The 15,451-nt window shown below is 71.6% G+C and carries 11 protein-coding genes; 2 read left to right on the top strand and 9 right to left on the bottom strand.

Annotation, left to right across the window (positions count from 1 at the left end):
* The first annotated feature begins 145 nt into the window (after positions 1-145).
* Positions 146-3,622 (top strand): carboxylic acid reductase, encoded by a 3,477-nt coding sequence (car, locus tag AB0878_RS26535; RefSeq protein WP_366582942.1) that lies wholly within the window; start codon positions 146-148, stop codon positions 3,620-3,622.
* Between the two features lie 248 nt (positions 3,623-3,870).
* Here car and AB0878_RS26530 read toward each other — a convergent pair whose 3' ends face one another.
* Both AB0878_RS26530 and AB0878_RS26525 read right to left on the bottom strand, forming a co-directional pair.
* Positions 3,871-4,671 carry a hypothetical protein gene (locus tag AB0878_RS26530; RefSeq protein ID WP_366582941.1) on the bottom strand — a complete coding sequence of 267 codons (801 nt, stop codon included), beginning with the start codon at positions 4,669-4,671 and terminating at the stop codon, positions 3,871-3,873.
* A gap of 2 nt (positions 4,672-4,673) precedes the next feature.
* The gene (locus tag AB0878_RS26525) at positions 4,674-5,726 is read right to left on the bottom strand and encodes an LLM class F420-dependent oxidoreductase (RefSeq protein WP_366582940.1); all 1,053 of its coding nucleotides are present in this window, start codon (positions 5,724-5,726) and stop codon (positions 4,674-4,676) included.
* A gap of 190 nt (positions 5,727-5,916) precedes the next feature.
* Here AB0878_RS26525 and AB0878_RS26520 point away from each other — a divergent pair, with 190 nt between their 5' ends.
* The gene (locus tag AB0878_RS26520) at positions 5,917-7,122 is read left to right on the top strand and encodes a beta-ketoacyl-[acyl-carrier-protein] synthase family protein (RefSeq protein ID WP_366582939.1); all 1,206 of its coding nucleotides are present in this window, start codon (positions 5,917-5,919) and stop codon (positions 7,120-7,122) included.
* On the opposite strand, the gene AB0878_RS26515 is transcribed toward AB0878_RS26520, so the two are convergent.
* The 7 genes from AB0878_RS26515 to AB0878_RS26485 all read right to left on the bottom strand — a co-directional run bounded on the left by AB0878_RS26515 (position 7,119) and on the right by AB0878_RS26485 (position 15,397).
* Positions 7,119-7,601, bottom strand: a complete 483-nt coding sequence (locus AB0878_RS26515) for a MaoC/PaaZ C-terminal domain-containing protein (protein ID WP_366582938.1) — start codon at positions 7,599-7,601, stop codon at positions 7,119-7,121. The genes AB0878_RS26520 and AB0878_RS26515 overlap by 4 nt on opposite strands.
* 178 nt (positions 7,602-7,779) lie before the next feature.
* Positions 7,780-8,709: an NmrA family NAD(P)-binding protein gene (locus tag AB0878_RS26510; RefSeq protein ID WP_366582937.1), complete on the bottom strand. Its 930-nt coding sequence runs from the start codon at positions 8,707-8,709 to the stop codon at positions 7,780-7,782.
* A 126-nt stretch (positions 8,710-8,835) separates the two neighbouring features.
* Positions 8,836-10,653, bottom strand: a complete 1,818-nt coding sequence (locus AB0878_RS26505; protein ID WP_366582936.1) for a feruloyl-CoA synthase — start codon at positions 10,651-10,653, stop codon at positions 8,836-8,838.
* 19 nt (positions 10,654-10,672) lie between these two features.
* Positions 10,673-12,313 (bottom strand): aromatic amino acid ammonia-lyase, encoded by a 1,641-nt coding sequence (locus tag AB0878_RS26500; RefSeq protein ID WP_366582935.1) that lies wholly within the window; start codon positions 12,311-12,313, stop codon positions 10,673-10,675.
* Positions 12,310-12,492 (bottom strand): tautomerase family protein, encoded by a 183-nt coding sequence (locus tag AB0878_RS26495; protein WP_366582934.1) that lies wholly within the window; start codon positions 12,490-12,492, stop codon positions 12,310-12,312. The genes AB0878_RS26500 and AB0878_RS26495 overlap by 4 nt, the downstream gene beginning before the upstream one ends.
* Positions 12,483-13,736 carry a DegT/DnrJ/EryC1/StrS family aminotransferase gene (locus AB0878_RS26490; protein ID WP_366582933.1) on the bottom strand — a complete coding sequence of 418 codons (1,254 nt, stop codon included), beginning with the start codon at positions 13,734-13,736 and terminating at the stop codon, positions 12,483-12,485. The genes AB0878_RS26495 and AB0878_RS26490 overlap by 10 nt, the downstream gene beginning before the upstream one ends.
* On the bottom strand, positions 13,733-15,397 hold the full coding sequence (locus AB0878_RS26485; protein ID WP_366582932.1) for an AMP-binding protein: 1,665 nt from the start codon (positions 15,395-15,397) through the stop codon (positions 13,733-13,735). Before AB0878_RS26485 ends, AB0878_RS26490 begins: the two co-directional genes overlap by 4 nt.
* Positions 15,398-15,451: the final 54 nt, after the last annotated feature.

The following is a 15,451-nucleotide window of genomic DNA, read 5'->3' as shown; positions in this document are numbered from 1 at the left end:
TCTTTTTTCCCGACCAATAGGACACGGCGCCCTCAAGATCACATTCGGGGATGGCAAAAACTTTCCACCCCGTAGTAGGTTTTGTTTCTCAACCCACTTCGCGGCCGGAATCCCGGCCGGCCACTCGCTTTCGGGGAGGAAAGTCATGACCACCATTCATCCACAAGACGCCCGGGGGCAGTACGAGCAGCGGACGGCGCAGCTGTGCGAAAACGATTCACAGGTTCGCGACGCGATTCCCCGGGCCGACGTCCGCGAGGCGGCGTTCCGGCCGGGCCTGTCGCTGGCGGAGAGCGTGGCCGCCGTCATGGCGGGCTACGCCGACCGGCCCGCGCTGGGCGAGCGCGCGCGGGAGACCTTCACCGACCCGGCCACGGGCCGGACCGAGGTCCGGTTGCTGCCACGCTTCGAGACGATCAGCTACGGCGACCTCTGGGCCCGCGCGACCGCCGTCGCGAGCGAATGGCACCACGACCCGCACACGCCGCTGCGCCGGGGCGATTTCGTGGCCACGCTGGGTTTCGTCAGCTCCGACTACGTCGCGGTCGAGCTCGCCTGCGTCCGGCTGGGCGCGGTTTCCGTGCCCCTGCAGGCCGGAGCCGCCGCCGGCACGCTCAAGCCCATCATCGAGGAGACCGGCGCCAAGGTGCTCGTGGCGAGCCCGGAGTACCTCGGCCCGGCGGTCGACCTCGTCCTCGCGAGCCCGTCGGTGCTGCGGCTCGTGGTCTTCGACTACACCGCCGAGGTCGACGCACACCGCGACAGCGTCGACGCGGCGCGCGCCCGGCTTTCCGAGGCCGGCAGTGACGTCGTGCTCGACGTCCTGCCCGCCGTCGTCGGACGCGGCTGCGCGCTGCCGGCCGCGCCGCTCGCCACCGCCGACCTCGCCGACCCCGATCCGCTCGCGATGCTCATCTACACCTCGGGCAGCACGGGCACACCCAAGGGCGCCATGTACACCGAGCGCGTCTCCCGCGAGCTGTGGCGCGATTTCATGCCCGGCCGCGACAACCCCGCGATCGTGCTCGACTTCCTGCCGATGAGCCACGTCGTCGGCCAGAACGTGATGGCCAGCACGCTGGGGTGCGGTGGCACCGTCTACCTGGTGGGCAAGAGCGACCTGTCCACCATGCTGGAGGACTACTCGCTGGTGCGCCCGACCGAGCTGCTGGTCGTGCCGCGGATCTGCGAAATGCTGTTCCAGCACTACCGCAGCGAGCTCGACGGCCGCATCGCCGCCGGTGGGTTCCGCGAAGGCCTCGACGAAGAGGTGAAGACCGAGCTGCGCGAGAAGACGCTCGGCGGCCGGATCCTGTGGGCCGGCTTCGGGTCCGCGCCGCTTTCGGCGGAGCTGACCACGTTTATGGAGTCCCTGCTGCACGTCCCGATGCACGACGGCTACGGTGCCACCGAAACCGGCGGTGTGGTCATGCTCGACGGGAAGATGTGGCCGCACCGGGTGTCCGGCTACCGGCTGCTCGACGCGCCGGAGCTCGGCTACTTCTCCACCGACCTGCCGCACCCGCGAGGCGAGCTGGTGGTCCAGGGCGGCACGCTCGTCACCGGGTACTACCGCCGGCCGGACACCACGGCCGAGGTGTTCGACGCCGAGGGCTACTACCACACCGGCGACATCATGGCGGAGCACAGCTCGGGCGAGCTCGTGTACGTCGACCGGCGCAAGAACGTGCTGAAGCTGTCGCAGGGCGAGTTCGTCGCGGTGTCCAAACTGGAGGCCGTGTTCGCGGCGGCCCCGCTGGTGGAGCAGATCTACGTCTACGGCAGCAGCGAGCGCTCGCACCTGCTCGCGGTGATCGTGCCGACGCGGGCCGCGCTCGCCGAGGGCGACCCCGCCGCGCTGAAGCGCCGGCTGAGCGATTCACTGCAGCAGGCGGCCAAGGAGGCCGAGCTCAACTCGTACGAGATCCCGCGCGACTTCCTGGTCGAGACCGAGCCGTTCAGCACCGTCAACGGACTGCTCACCGGGATCAAGAAGCTGCAGCGCCCGGCGTTGAAGAAGCACTACGGAGAGCGCCTGGAAGCGCTGTACGCCGAGATCGCCGACCGCGAAGGCAGTGAGCTGCGGGAGCTGCGGCAGCTCGGAGTTGACCGGCCGGTGGTGGAGACCGTGGCGCGCGCGGCGGAGGCGCTGCTCGGCGCGTCGGCGGCGGAACTGGGTCCGGACGCGCGCTTCAGCGACCTCGGCGGTGACTCGCTGTCGGCGCTGTCGTTCTCGAACCTGCTGCGCGACATCTTCGGCGTCGACGTTCCGGTCGACGTGGTGATCAGCCCGGCCAACGACCTGCGCGCGATCGCCCGGCACATCGAGGACGCGCGGCAGCCGGGTGTGAAGCGGCCGACGTTCGCCACCGTGCACGGCGCCGGGAGCACCGTCGTCCACGCCGCCGACCTCACGCTCGGCAAGTTCGTCGACGCCGAGACCCTGGCGTTGGCGAAGAACCTGCCGCGTGCCACCGGAACCGTGCGCACGGTCCTGCTGACCGGAGCCAACGGGTACCTCGGCCGCTTCCTCTGCCTGGAATGGCTGGAACGCCTTGCCGAAACCGGCGGCAAACTCGTCTGCCTCGTGCGCGGGCGCACCGCGGAAGCGGCGTACGCGCGGCTCGAGGAGGCGTTCGACACGGGCGACATCGCGCTGCTGCAGCACTTCCGTGAGCTGGCCGCCGGCCACCTGGAGGTGCTGGCGGGCGACATCGGCTCGGCCGACCTGGGCCTGGAGGAGCCGGTGTGGCAGCTGCTGGCCGACACCGTCGACCTCATCGTGCACCCGGCCGCGCTGGTCAACCACGTGCTGCCCTACGACCAGCTCTTCGGCCCCAACGTCGTGGGCACCGCGGAGCTGATCCGGCTCGCGATCACCGCGCGGCTCAAGCCGATCACCTACCTGTCGACGTTCGCCGTGGCCGCGCAGGCCGCGTCGGGCGACGAGGTGTCGGACATCCGCGAGACGAGTCCTTCGAAGACACTCGACGACAGCTACGCCAACGGTTACGGCACCAGCAAGTGGGCGGGGGAGGTGCTGCTGCGCGAGGCCAACGATGCGGTGGACCTGCCGGTGACCACGTTCCGCTCGGACCTGATCCTGGCGCACAGCCGTTACACCGGGCAGCTGAACGTGCCCGACATGTTCACGCGCCTGGTGCTGAGCCTGATCGTCACGGGCATCGCGCCGCGCTCGTTCTACAGTGGACCGGGGCCGGCGCACTTCGACGGGCTGCCCGTGGACTTCACCGCCGAGGCGATCACGGCGCTCGGCCTGGAGACCGAAGGCTACCGGACCTACAACGTGCTGAACTCGCACGAGGACGGCGTCTCGCTCGACACCTATGTGGACTGGCTGGTCGCCGCCGGCCACCGGATCAGCCGCGTCGAGGACTACCACACGTGGTTCCGCGCGCGGTGGTCGCCGCCGGGCGGAATCTCGCGAACGGGCGGCCCTGGTGGCCTGGCTGGCCGCGCTGCGCGACGCCGGCCCGGATCACGCGTACTGGGCGGTTCGAGACGGCGATCCGCGCGTTGCCGGAGAAGCAGAAGCAGTACTCGCTCCTGCCGCTGCTGCACGCCTACGCCGAGCCGGAGGAACCCGTTGCGGGGGCGCTGATTCCGGCGGATGGAGGTGGTGGGGCACTTCGTAGTCGCCGCGGACGTGCGATGCGGTCGCCCGCCACCAGCTCCACGAGATCTCGGTGCGCACCTACGACGCTCAGCTCACCGTGGGCGCTCCTCAGCCGCTGCCGGAACGCCGCCGAGCGTTCGTGATCGGCCGCAGCAGGTCGGGCAAACCCCAGGGTGTTGTGCCCGCGGGCGGTCTACCACCACGCCGTGGTGGCGGCACGGCGGTTCCCCGGGTCAGAGGTAGCCGTCGTAGTCCGGCTGAGCGGCCCAGAAATAGTCGGGGCCGAGCTCCTCGCCGAGGCGGGCCTTGATGCGCGAGTAGATCGCCACCGCCGAGGACCAGGGGCGGGAGCAGGCGAGGACGTCGACCAGCCCGTCGTCGTCGAAGCGCATCACGGACGCGATCGAGACGGGCTTGCCCTGGATGTCGCCGGTGAAGTAGCCGATGCGGCGGTCGCCGCGGTCCAGGCTGAGCTCGCTCCAGTCCCGGGCGCCGTAGACCGACGTCGCGTGGCCGAGGACGCGGCTCGCCAGCGGTTCGGGGGAGACGCTCTTGCGCAGGATCGGGCTGTGGAAGCTGAGTGCCGGGCTGTACTGGTGGTTGGGCTTGGCCGAGTACTCGCCGGTGTCCGGCGGGAGCCGCGGCACCGCCCAGGCCTCGGGCGGAACGTCGTCGAACGCGGCCTTCGCGCGGTTTCGCAACGTGGTGAACGGCTGCGTGGCGTTGAGGAAGCTCTTGACCGCGGTCAAGCGCCCGGATTCGTCGGTGGTGGCCAGGAGGATCTGCCGGATGGGCTCGCCCTCGACCTCGCCGGTGAGCATCAGGCCCTCGGCGCGCCTGCCGGTGAACCGTTCGGTGATCGCGGAGTGCTCGACCCCGGTCGTTTCCGCGGCGAGCAGGGTCGCGGCCTGCTCGCGGGACAGGCCCGGCCAGTCGGTGACCGCGCTGTCGAACACCGCGCCGGGCGCCCCGGCCGCCAGCAGATCCGCCGCGGTGAGGCCCGATTCGACCAGGCTCGTGAATGACGGTGGCATCGTCAGCTCTCGTCCACCAGTGCACGGAACTGCTCGACGACGCCGGCCCGCTCGTCGCGCGTCGCACCGGCCGGGGTGATGGTGAGCGTGGTGACGCCGGCTTCCCGGTACGCGGCGATGCGCTCGCGGACGTGGCTTTCGGGGCCGATCAACGAGATCGAGCGGAGCAGCTCTTCCGGGACCGCCGCTTCCGCTTCCTGCTTCTTGCCCGCGAGGTAGAGGTCCTGGATCTTCTCCGCCTCGGCCTCGAAGCCGTAGCGGCGGACGAGGTCGTTGTAGAAGTTGCGGCCCTTCGCGCCCATGCCGCCGATGTACAGCGCGAGCGTCGGGCGCATCGCGTCCAGCATCGGCTGCGGATCGTCGGTGACGCGGAAGACCGCCTGGGCCTCGATCTGCAGCGGAGGCAGGTCGTCGGCGCGCTTCGCAGCGCCGTCGGCCAGTGACTGGCCCCAGACGTCCTTCGCCTTCTCCGGCAGGAAGAAGAACGGCTGCCAGATGTCCGCGAGCTCCGCGGTCATGGCGACGTTCCGGGGCCCGATCGACGCGATCAGGATCGGGATCCGGCTGCGCACCGGCGTGTTGATCAGCTTGAGCGGCTTACCCAGGCCGGTGCCCTCGTCCTCGGGCAGCGGGATGCGGTAGTGCTTGCCCTGGTGCACGACGCGTTCGCGCCGCCAGACCTGGCGGCAGATCTCGACGACCTCGCGCGTGCGCCCGAGCGGCGCGGTGTAGGGGACGCCGTGGAACCCTTCGATCACCTGCGGGCCCGACGCGCCGAGGCCGAGGATGAACCGGCCGTCGCTCACGTGGTCCAGGCCCGCGGCGGTCATCGCGATCAGCGACGGCGTGCGCGTGTAGATCGGCAGGATCGCCGAGCCGATGCGGATGGTGCTCGTGAGCGCCGCGAGCGCGCCGAGCTGGCTCACCGCGTCGAACGTGTACACCTCGGCGACGTAGGCGATGTCCGCGCCGGCGCGTTCGTAGGCGACGACGTCGTCGGCCAGGTCGCGGAAGCTGCCTTTCGCGCTGTACTCGTTGTAGATGCCGACAAGCACGGTCCCGCCTGCTTTCCTTCTCCGGTGAAGTTGCTGCGTGCCCTCAGGGTTGCGCAATGCAACTCACTCGTCAACCGCCGGTGTGACCTGAGTTCGGTCGGTGCGGCTCCGGCGCCGTCGTCCCGTAGACTACACCTGACTGTGCAAAAGCCTAGCCAGAGCTCGGGCCTGTTTTCGAAGGAGCACGTGCATGAAGCCAGCCCTCAACCGGCGCGTCGCGGTGACCGGGATCGGTGTCGTGTCGCCGGCCGGCATCGGCGTGAAGGAGTTCTGGGACGGGCTGTCGCGTCCGGCCGCCGCGGCGAACGTGCGGCGGCTCAGCGGCTTCGACCCGCGGCGCTGGATGTCGCACAAGGCGGCGCGCACGGCGGACCTCGCGACGCAGATGGCGGTCGCGGCCGCCGACGAGGCGCTGGCGGACGCGGGGCTGCTGACCGGCGAGATCGAGCCGACGGTGGCGGTGCGCGATGCCGAACGCGCCGCCGTCTCGCTCGGCACGGGCATCGGCGGTGTGTCCACACTGGAGTCGCAGGCCGGGGTCCTGGCCGCGCACGGGGAACGCAAGGTCTCCCCGCACACGGTGCCCATGACGATGCCGAACGCCGGCGCCGCCGCGCTCAGCATCCGCTACGGCTTCCAGGGCAGTGCGTCGGTGATCACCACGGCCTGCGCGGCCGGCACCGATGCGATCGCCGCGGGTGCCAAGCTCATCGCCTCGGGCGGCGCCGACCTCGTGCTCGCGGGTGGCAGCGACTCCAGCCTCACGCCCGTGTGCGTGGCCGGGTTCACCAACATGCGCGCGCTGAGCCGCAGTGGGATCTCGCGTCCGTTCGATGTGGACAGAGACGGCCTCGCCGCGTCTGAGGCGGCCGGCATCCTCGTGCTCGAACCGCTGGAGCTCGCCTTGGAGCGTGGCGCGAGCATCTACCTGACCATCGACGGCACCGCCTCGACCGCCGACGCCTACCACGTCACCGCGCCCGCCCCCGACGGTGCGGGCGCCGAGCGCTGCATGCGCATGGCGATCGAGGACGCCGGCTACACCTCGCAGGACATCACGCACATCAACGCCCACGGCACGTCGACCGCCCTCAACGACGCGGCCGAAGCGCGCGCCATCCGCCGCGTGTTCGGCGCCTCCCGGCCGCTGGTGACCAGCATCAAGGGCGCCACCGGACACTCGTTCGGCTCGGCCGGCGCGGTGGAGGCCGTCGCCGTCGCACTGACGATGGCGCACGAGCTGATCCCGCCGACGCTCGGACTGTCCACACAGGACCCCGCGCTGGACGTCGACGTGGCCCGGTCGCTGACGCCGTGGACGCCGGGCCCGGTGCTGTCCAACAGCTTCGGCTTCGGCGGGCACAACGGCAGCCTGGTGTTCTCGCCGCTCGCCTAACGCCCGGGCCGCCGGAAGGCCAGGACGCGCGCGGACGTGCTCTGCCGGACGTCGCCGTCCTGGTTCTCCGTCTTGTACGACATCAGCACGGTGGCGCGCGAGGGCCGCGACCGCGAGAAGGTGAGCTTGTCGATCTGCCCCTCGACGTGCAGCAGGTCGCCCGCGCGCGCCGCCGACGGCCAGGCCAGGTCGATGGCCGCCCCGACGATCCCCGTGGCGAGCGGCAGCGCGGAGGTGACCAGCAGGCGCATGGTGATCGCCGCCGTGTGCCAGCCGCTCGCGACGAGGCCGTCGAAGAACGTGCCGCGCGCGCCTTCGCCGTCGAGGTGGTAGAGCTGCGGGTCGAACGCCGTCGCGAAGGCGACGATCTGCTCTTCGGTCACGGCGTGGGTCACGGACCGGAACGGCATCCCTTCGTGCAGGTCGTCGGCCCACAGCCCGCCGTCGTTCACGGGCTTCGGAATGAGGTCGCTGTCCATCGTGGCGGTGTCCCTTCGCGTGCTGCGGCCGACGTTAGGCCGCGCCCGCCGGCCCGCGTATGACGGCGGTCGTGCGAGCGCCGAACGAAAGTCACACCCACTCGGGAGGACCACTGTGGCCAGTGAACACCCGACGCGGCCAACCGCACCTCGGGCTGACCGCGACGTGCGCGGCGGGTCAGCGGAAGACGGCCGCGTGTTCGGTGAGGTAGTCGTGCAGGGTGGTCGGGGTGCGGCCGGTGATGCGCCGGAACGCGTCGGTGTCGGTGTACTTCGTGTTGCCGCGCTCCAGCCCCTCGGCGACGGCGTAGCCGCACGCGGTGATGTGGCGCGACATGTCGGCCTTGAGCAGGCCCGCCTGCGGCGAGGCGGCCAGGTCGAGCAGCTCCTTCTCCCAGGCTTCGCGGCTGACCGGTTCGAAGTGGACCGGCCGGCCGAGCACGTCGCTGAACACCTTGGCGACCTGGTGGAAGTCGAAGAACTCCGGGCCGGGCAGGTAGTGCACCGGCGCGCCGGCGAACAGTTCCGGGTGCAGCAGGGCCGCGACGCAGAACTCGGCGGCGTCGAGCGCGTTCAGCCAGCTCACCGGCTTTTCCGCGAAGCAGTTGCGGATCACGCTCTCGTGGCGCACCGACTGCGTCGAGAACAACGGCAGGTCCTCGTGGAACACCGCGGCCATGCGCAGGATCGTCACGTCCAGCCCGGCCCACTGCAGCACTTCCTCCGACAGCCACTGGCCCCGGCCGAGGTGGCTCGGATGCGTACGCGTCGACGGGCCCATCGACATCACGACGGTCCGCGGGTTTCCGCCCGTTTCGCGCACCGCCTCCGCGTAGTTCGCCGCGGCCTGGACGATCCCGGCGTCGACCGGGTAGGTGAGGTACGCCTGCGCCACGCCGTCCAACGCCGGCACCAGCGTCCGGTAGTCGTTCAGATCGCCGACCACGACCTCGGCCCCGAGCGCGGCCACCCGCTCGGACCGCTCATCGTGCCCGCGGACCAAGGCCCGCACCGGAATCCCGCTCTCCAGCAACCGCCGCACCACGTGCGCGCCGGTGCCCCCGTGCCGCCCGGTCGCTCCGGTGACCAAGACCGTGTCCGAACTCATCCCTGTTCTCCGTTCCCGTCTCCCTTGCGGTGGGGGACTTTCACCACCGTCCCAGAGTGAGTTGGAAAAGACAACTCATTGTGGTGTCGGGGATATCGTGCCGTTGCGGAAAGGTCTGAGGTTGCCTTATCTCGCCGGCGACGGCGTGATCACGGTGTCCGGCAGGGGATCCGCGTAGAGCTGAGAAACCAGCGCAGCTCGCGCCGCGAGCACCCGTCGCTGGTTCACGTAGCCCTTGTCCGTGATCTCGCCTGAGTCCAGGTCCGCCGGGCGGGCCAGCACCAGCAGCCGCCGGACGCGGGAGGCCGAGCCGGCGGCGCGGTTGAGCTGTGCCAAGGCCGGGCCCAGGTGGTCGGCCAGCGCGGGGGAGTGCACGATCTCGCCGGCCGGGGATGGGACGGCGCCGAGCACCCGGGCGGTCTCGGCCGCGTTGAGCCACGCCAGGGCGCACACCTCGTCGCGGTCCTCGCCGGTGATCACGGCGTCCGCGAGGATCGGCGTGGCCGACAGGAGCGCGGTGCGGACGGCCTCGACTCGGACGAACGTGCCGGTGGAGAGCTTGAAGTCCTCCGCCAGCCGGCCGCGGTACACCAGGCCGGGGTCGGTCCCGCCGGCGAACGCGACGGCGTCGCCGGGGCAGTAGAACCCTTCGGCGTCGAACGCGGCCTCGCTGAGGTCCGGACGGTCCAGGTAACCCGGGGTCACGTGCGGGCCGCGGACGCGGATCTCGAAGGTGCCCGGCTCCGTCGGCACGAGCTTCACCGTCACCCCCGGCAGCGGAACGCCGATGCACCGCGGATCGGTGAACGGGTAGTGCGCGCTGGTGGAAGCGGGGGACGTTTCGGTGGTGCCCCACGAGCCGGTCACGGGCACGTCCCGGCCGGTGACCGCGCGGCCGAGGGCCTCCAGCCGGGTACGCAGAGCGGGCGGCAGGGCCGCGGCGGCGTTGAACGCGAGCCGCAGCCGTGCGAAGAACCGTTCTGCGAGCCGGCGGTCGGTTTCCAGGGCCGGCACCAGTTGCGCGTAGCCGGCGGGGACGTTGAACGCGATGGTCGGGGAGACGTCGCGCAGGTTGGCCAGGGTGCGGCCGAACAGGTCGGGCGCGGGACGGCCGTCGTCGAGGAACAGGGTGCCGCCGTTGGCCAGCACCAGGTTCACGTTGTGGTTGCCGCCGAACGTGTGGCTCCACGGCAGCCAGTCGAGCAGCACCGGCCGCTCCTCGGCGAGGAACGGCCACACCTGGCGCATCATCTGCTGATTGGCGCACAGCATGCCGTGCGTGGTCACGACTCCCTTCGGCGCGCCGGTCGAGCCCGAGGTGAACAGGATCTTCGCGACCGTCGAGCCGGTGACCGCCGCGTACGCCGCCTCCATCGCGGCCGACGGAACGGTGCCGCGCAATGACGTGAGCGAGTGCTCGGCCGGACCACCGCGAACGGAAATGACCACCGGGGCACCCAGCGCGGCAAGGGCGGGGCCGAACCGCTGAGCGTCCTCGGCGTAGACGGCACCGGGCCGCACCAGTTCGGAGATCGCCCGGATCCGCGCGTGATCCTTGCTCAGCAACGAATACGCCACGCTGACCGGCGCCACGGGGATGCCCGCGCCGAGCGCCCCGAGGGTCATCAGCAGGTGCCCGGTGGAGTTGCCCGAAAGGATCAGCAGCGGCCGCCGCGCCGACAGGCCGCGATCGAGCAGAGCCTGCCCGATCGCGGCCGTCGCCACGGCGGCCTCGCCGTAGGTGCACTGCGTCCACTCGCCGTCCGGTCCTCGTTCGGCCACGAGCGTTCGTGCGGGGTCGACCGCGGCCCAGTGGCGCAGGTGGCCGGCCACGGACGCGGGGTACGCCTCCAGCTGCCGGGCCGACTCGAGCAGCACGGTGCCGTCCGGCCGGTCGCGCCGCACGATGCGGGCGGGCGCGAACAGCGCGGCGGGGTTCGGCATGACGGCTCCTCCCGGCCCGTCAGACGTGGTGGTGGACGGCGCGCCGGAGCTCGCCGCTGCGCACGAGCGCGGCGACGGCTTCGATCTCGGTGTCGAGTGGCCGGTCGGCGGCCAGGAAATCGGAGTGCCCGCGCACGTACGTGTGCGCCGCGCGCGTCGCCCCGCCGAGCTGATCGACGCCGCTCAGGTCCGCCGCCTGGCACAGCGCGAGCAGGTGGATGGCGGTGACCTGGCTCGTCAGGTGCACGACGGTGTGCGCGTGGCGGGCGGCGATCGTGCCCATGCTGACCTTGTCCTGGTTGTGCGCCTCGGTCGAGCGGGAGAACGAGCTCATCGGCGTCGTCAGGTGCAGGGCCTCGGCCGTGAGCGCGGACGCGGCGATCTGCGCGCCCTTGAACCCGTGGTGCAGGCCCGCCTCCGGGTCGTCCGGCGCGGTCGGCACGACCAGGTTCGGGGTCAGCCGGTAGCTGAACTTCTCGTCGACGAGGATGGCCAGCTGCCGGTCGAGCAGGTCGGCGATGCCGGCCGCCGCGGTGGACACCGCCTGGGTCGCCTGGGCGACGTGGCCGCCGTAGAAGTTGCCGCTGTAGTGCACGGTGTCGGTGTCCGCGTCGAAGAGCGGATTGTCGTTGGACGAGTTGATCTCGGTGGTCAGCCAGTCCTCGGCCCAGGTGAGGGTGTCGCGCAGCACGCCGATCACGTGCGGGGCGCAGCGGATCGAGTACGGGTCCTGGATGCGGCGTTCGAGCTCGAGGTACCGGCGTTCGTCGCTGGAGCCCGGACCGACGAGGTCGACGTCGCTGACCACGGCGGGCGAGCCGGCCAGCATCCGGTACACGCTCGCGGCGCTCCCCAGCTGGCCCGGGTGCGGTTTGTGCTCGTGCGGGAACGCGGTGAACTGGTCCCGGCTGCCGCGGCGGACCTCTGTGGACAGTGCGGTGCACAGCTCCGCGGCCCACGCCAGCTCGGCCGCCTCGGCGATCGCCAGCGCGGCGTAGCCCGCCATGAACGAGGTCCCGTTCACGAGGGCGAGCCCTTCTTTGGCCCGCAAGGAAACGGAGGCGAGCCCGGCGGCCCGGAGGGCGTCTGCCGCGTCGAGCGCCCGGCCCTGGCGGCACAGCGTGCCCTCGCCGGTCAGCGCGGCCGCGAGGTAGCTCAGCGGCGCGAGGTCACCACTGGCCCCGACGGACCCGCGTTCGGGGATCACCGGCAGCAGATCGTGCTGCAGCAGGGAAAGGATCAGCTCCACCGGCTCCAGCCGGATGCCCGAGGTGCCGCGGGCGGCGCTGTTCGCGCGGATCAGCATGGTGGCGCGCACGACCTCGTCGGGCGCGGCGGCGCCGGTGCCGACGCGCAGGAACCGCAGCAGGTTCTCCTGCAGCGCCGCGGCTTTGTCCGCGCTGACCTGCCGGCCGCTGCTGTCGCCGAAGCCGGTCGTGACGCCGTAGATCGGGATGCCGGAGGCGACGATGCGGTCCTTCGACTCCTGCGACGCGGTCATCCGCTCGGCCGCCGCGGCCGACAGGGTGACCCGCTGCCGGCCGGGCCGGGTCGCGACGCGCCGCACGGCGGCCAGCGACAGGTTGCGCCCGTCGAGCTCGATCGTCGGGTCGGCGGCGGGCCGCGCCACGCCGGTCGCCCGCTCGTCGGTGGTCGTCATCCGGGGGTACCTCCGATTCCCCACTGGTCGCGAGGGACCCCGGTGAGGGTCACCCACGTCACGTCGCGTTTTTCGGGGCCGAACGCCCGGACCACGGCCTCGGTGAGCTCTTCGATCAAGGCCTTGCGGGTGTCGGCGGTGAGCTGGTCCTCGTAGAGGCTGACCTGGATCAGGGGCACGACGGTTCCTTCTCTCGATGGGCGGTGAAGTCCTGTCCGCTCAGCGCGGCGCCCAGGTTCGCGCAGACCAGTTCGACCTGCGCGTCGGTCAGTGCGGGGTGGCAGGGGAGGTTGAGGTGCTCGCCGAACCACAGCCGTTCCGCGACGGGGCACTCGCCTTCGCGGTGGCCGCGCAGCCGCCACTCGGGCAGCAGGTGCACCGGGTGGTACCGCAGCTGCGCGGGGGTGCCGGTGCGGTCCAGGGCGTCGAGCACCCGGTCGCGCCGGCCCTCGCCCGGGACGAGCGCGGTGTAGAGGTGGTACGGGTGCACCGACCCGGCCGCGGCGGTCAGCGGCACCGCGCCGAAGCGGCGGCAGACGTCGTCGAGCTCCGCCGCGATGGCGCGCCGGCGGGCGACGAACTCGGGCAAGCGGCCGAGCTGCACCAGCCCGACCGCGCAGGCGACCTCGGACAGCGCGGCGTTCGTTCCGCTGCCGCGCAGCGCCGTGCAGTCCTCCTCGTACGCGTAGGCGGAGTACGCCATCCACGGCAGCGCCGCCGGTGCCTCGCGCAGCACGGCCGGGGTGAAGGACCCGTCGACCGCGTTGGAACGGATGCGGTCGATCCGCCGCGCCAGCTCGGCCGACGGCGTGCACACCATGCCGCCTTCGCCGAGGGTGGTGATGTTCTTGGACGCCTGGAAGCTGAAGCACGACAGGTCGGCGAGCGAGCCGGGACGGCGGCCGCGGTACTCGGCGCCGAGCGCGTGCGCGCAGTCCTCCACCACGAGGGCGCCGTGCGCCGCCGCGATCGCGGCGATCCGGTCCATGTCGGCGGGGTTGCCGCCGTAGTGGACGAGGATCACGGCCTTGGTGCGCTCGTTCACCAGCGTTTCCAGCACGTCCGGGTCCATGTTGAGGCTGTCCGGTGCCACGTCGCAGAACCGCACCGTCGCGCCCGTGGCGAGCAGCGGCTGCGCGGTGGCGTGGTAGGTCTGCGGCGTCACCACGACCTCGTCGCCCGCCCGCAGGTCCAGCAGGCGGATCGCGAACTCCAGCGCCACGGTCCCGCTGGTCACCGTCAGGGCGTGCGCGGCGCCGACGTGCCGCGCGAAGGCGTGCTCGAACTCTTCGCGCACCGGCCCCATCGACAGCGGTGCGTCGGAGCGGAGCACTTCGATGACGGCGGCGGCTTCCTCCTCGCCGAGCAGGCTGCCCCGGCTCGGGTGGACGTTCAGCACGCGGTCGGCCGCTGTCTGGCTCACGACCGGGCGGCGTCCCGGGCACCGGCCAGTTCGGGTTCGGGCCCGGCGCCGTCCGGGGCGGGCGGGGCGTCGAGGCCGAGCTGCTTCACGAGCACCTTCTTGTCCACCTTGCCCAGCCCGCTCTTCGGGAACGCCTCGACGGTCACGACCCGGTCCGGGAACTTGTACGACGCCAGCCCGCGGTCGCGCAGGTAGCGCCGCAGCTCGCCGAGCGTGGGCGGGGTGCCGTCCGGGATGAGCACCGCGCAGGTGCGCTCGCCCAGGACCTCGTCGGCCATCGGCACCACGGCGGCCTGCTCGATCCGGTCGTGGCTGGTCAGGTGCCCTTCGAGCTCGGCGGCGGAGACCTTGTCGCCGCCGCGGACGATGACGTCCTTCGCGCGGCCCGCGACCACGACGTGGCCGGATTCGGTGACCCGCACGAGATCGCCGGTCCGGTAGAAGCCGTCCTCGGTGAACGCGCCCGCGTTGTGCTGCTCGGCGCGGTAGTAGCCGCGCAGCGTGTACGGACCGCGGGTGAGCAGTTCGCCCGCCTCGCCGGCGGGGACCTCGTTGCCTTCGAGGTCGACCACGCGCAGCTCGTCGTGCTTCGAGATCGGCAGTCCCTGCGTGGAGAGCACGGTTTCCGGCGAGTCCGTGCGGCGCGTGAGGCACAGCAGGCCCTCGGACATGCCGAACACCTGCTGCAGGCGCGCGGTGAGGACCGGTTCGATCTCCTCGGCGAGCGTGCGGTGCAGCACCGCGCTGCCGACCTGCACCAGCTCCAGCGACGCGAGACTGTCACGGTGCTCCGGCGCGGCGCCGACCCAGGAGTGCGCGATGGTCGGCACGATCGACGTCGTGGTGACGCCGTGGCGGGCGATCAGCGGGAAGCACACCTGCGGGTCGGGCACGGTGCTCAGCACGATCGCCGCGCCGTTCGCGAGCGCGCCCACGACGCCGGGGCAGCCCCAGGTGAAGTTGAAGGCGATCGGCAGCGTGGCGAGGTAGCGGGTTTCCGCGGTGTACTCGCAGATCTCCGCGGCCGTGCGCGCTTGGTAGACGTAGTCGTCGTGAGTGCGCGGGATCAGCTTCGGCAGCGCCGTGGTCCCGCCGGAAAGCAGGAAGAAGGCGACGTCCGAGGCGTCCGGCCCCGGCGTGTCCGGAGCCGAGGGTGCTTCGGGCAGCGGGGAGAAATCGCCCGGGTCGCCGACCACGAACACGTGCCGCAGCGATTCGTGCTTGGCCTGCAAGGCCTTCGCGAGACCGCGGTGGTCGTACCCGAGGAACCGCTCGATCGTGACGTAGGCGGCCGCGCCGGTGAGGCCGCAGATGTGGTCCAGCTCGGCCATGCGGTGGTTGGGCAGCGTGAAGACCGGGAGCACGCCGAGGCGGAAGAACGCGAACGAGACCGCCACGTGCTCGGCGATGTTGGGCAGCTGGAGCACGACGCGGTCGCCCGCGCTGAGGCCGGCGGCGGAGAAGCCGCCGGCGAGGCGGTCGACCCAGCCGTCGAGCTCGGCGTAGGTGAAAGACCGGTCGCCGTCGAGCAGGGCGACGTTGTCCGGGGTCCGCGCGGCTTCGGCGCGGAGCAGGGCGCCCAGCGTCTCACCGGCCCAGGTCCCGGCGGAGTGGTAGCGCTCGGCGGTGTCGGGGGGCCAGGGGACGAATCCGTCGATCATGGCTGTAGGTCACCTTCGTCCTGAGTCGGCTGACGTGGAATCTGGTCTACCAAC

Source organism: Amycolatopsis sp. NPDC047767 (assembly GCF_040704195.1).
GTDB lineage: Bacteria > Actinomycetota > Actinomycetes > Mycobacteriales > Pseudonocardiaceae > Amycolatopsis.
Note: the sequence above shows the minus strand (reverse complement) of the source record. Positions and strands in the feature narration are given on the sequence as shown.

Coding starts and splice junctions, on each gene's coding strand:
- car (WP_366582942.1), top strand. CDS start 146: ATGACCACCATTCATCCACAAGACGCCCGGGGGCAGTACGAGCAGCGG.
- AB0878_RS26530 (WP_366582941.1), bottom strand. CDS start 4,671: ATGCCACCGTCATTCACGAGCCTGGTCGAATCGGGCCTCACCGCGGCG.
- AB0878_RS26520 (WP_366582939.1), top strand. CDS start 5,917: ATGAAGCCAGCCCTCAACCGGCGCGTCGCGGTGACCGGGATCGGTGTC.
- AB0878_RS26515 (WP_366582938.1), bottom strand. CDS start 7,601: ATGGACAGCGACCTCATTCCGAAGCCCGTGAACGACGGCGGGCTGTGG.
- AB0878_RS26510 (WP_366582937.1), bottom strand. CDS start 8,709: ATGAGTTCGGACACGGTCTTGGTCACCGGAGCGACCGGGCGGCACGGG.
- AB0878_RS26505 (WP_366582936.1), bottom strand. CDS start 10,653: ATGCCGAACCCCGCCGCGCTGTTCGCGCCCGCCCGCATCGTGCGGCGC.
- AB0878_RS26500 (WP_366582935.1), bottom strand. CDS start 12,313: ATGACGACCACCGACGAGCGGGCGACCGGCGTGGCGCGGCCCGCCGCC.
- AB0878_RS26485 (WP_366582932.1), bottom strand. CDS start 15,397: ATGATCGACGGATTCGTCCCCTGGCCCCCCGACACCGCCGAGCGCTAC.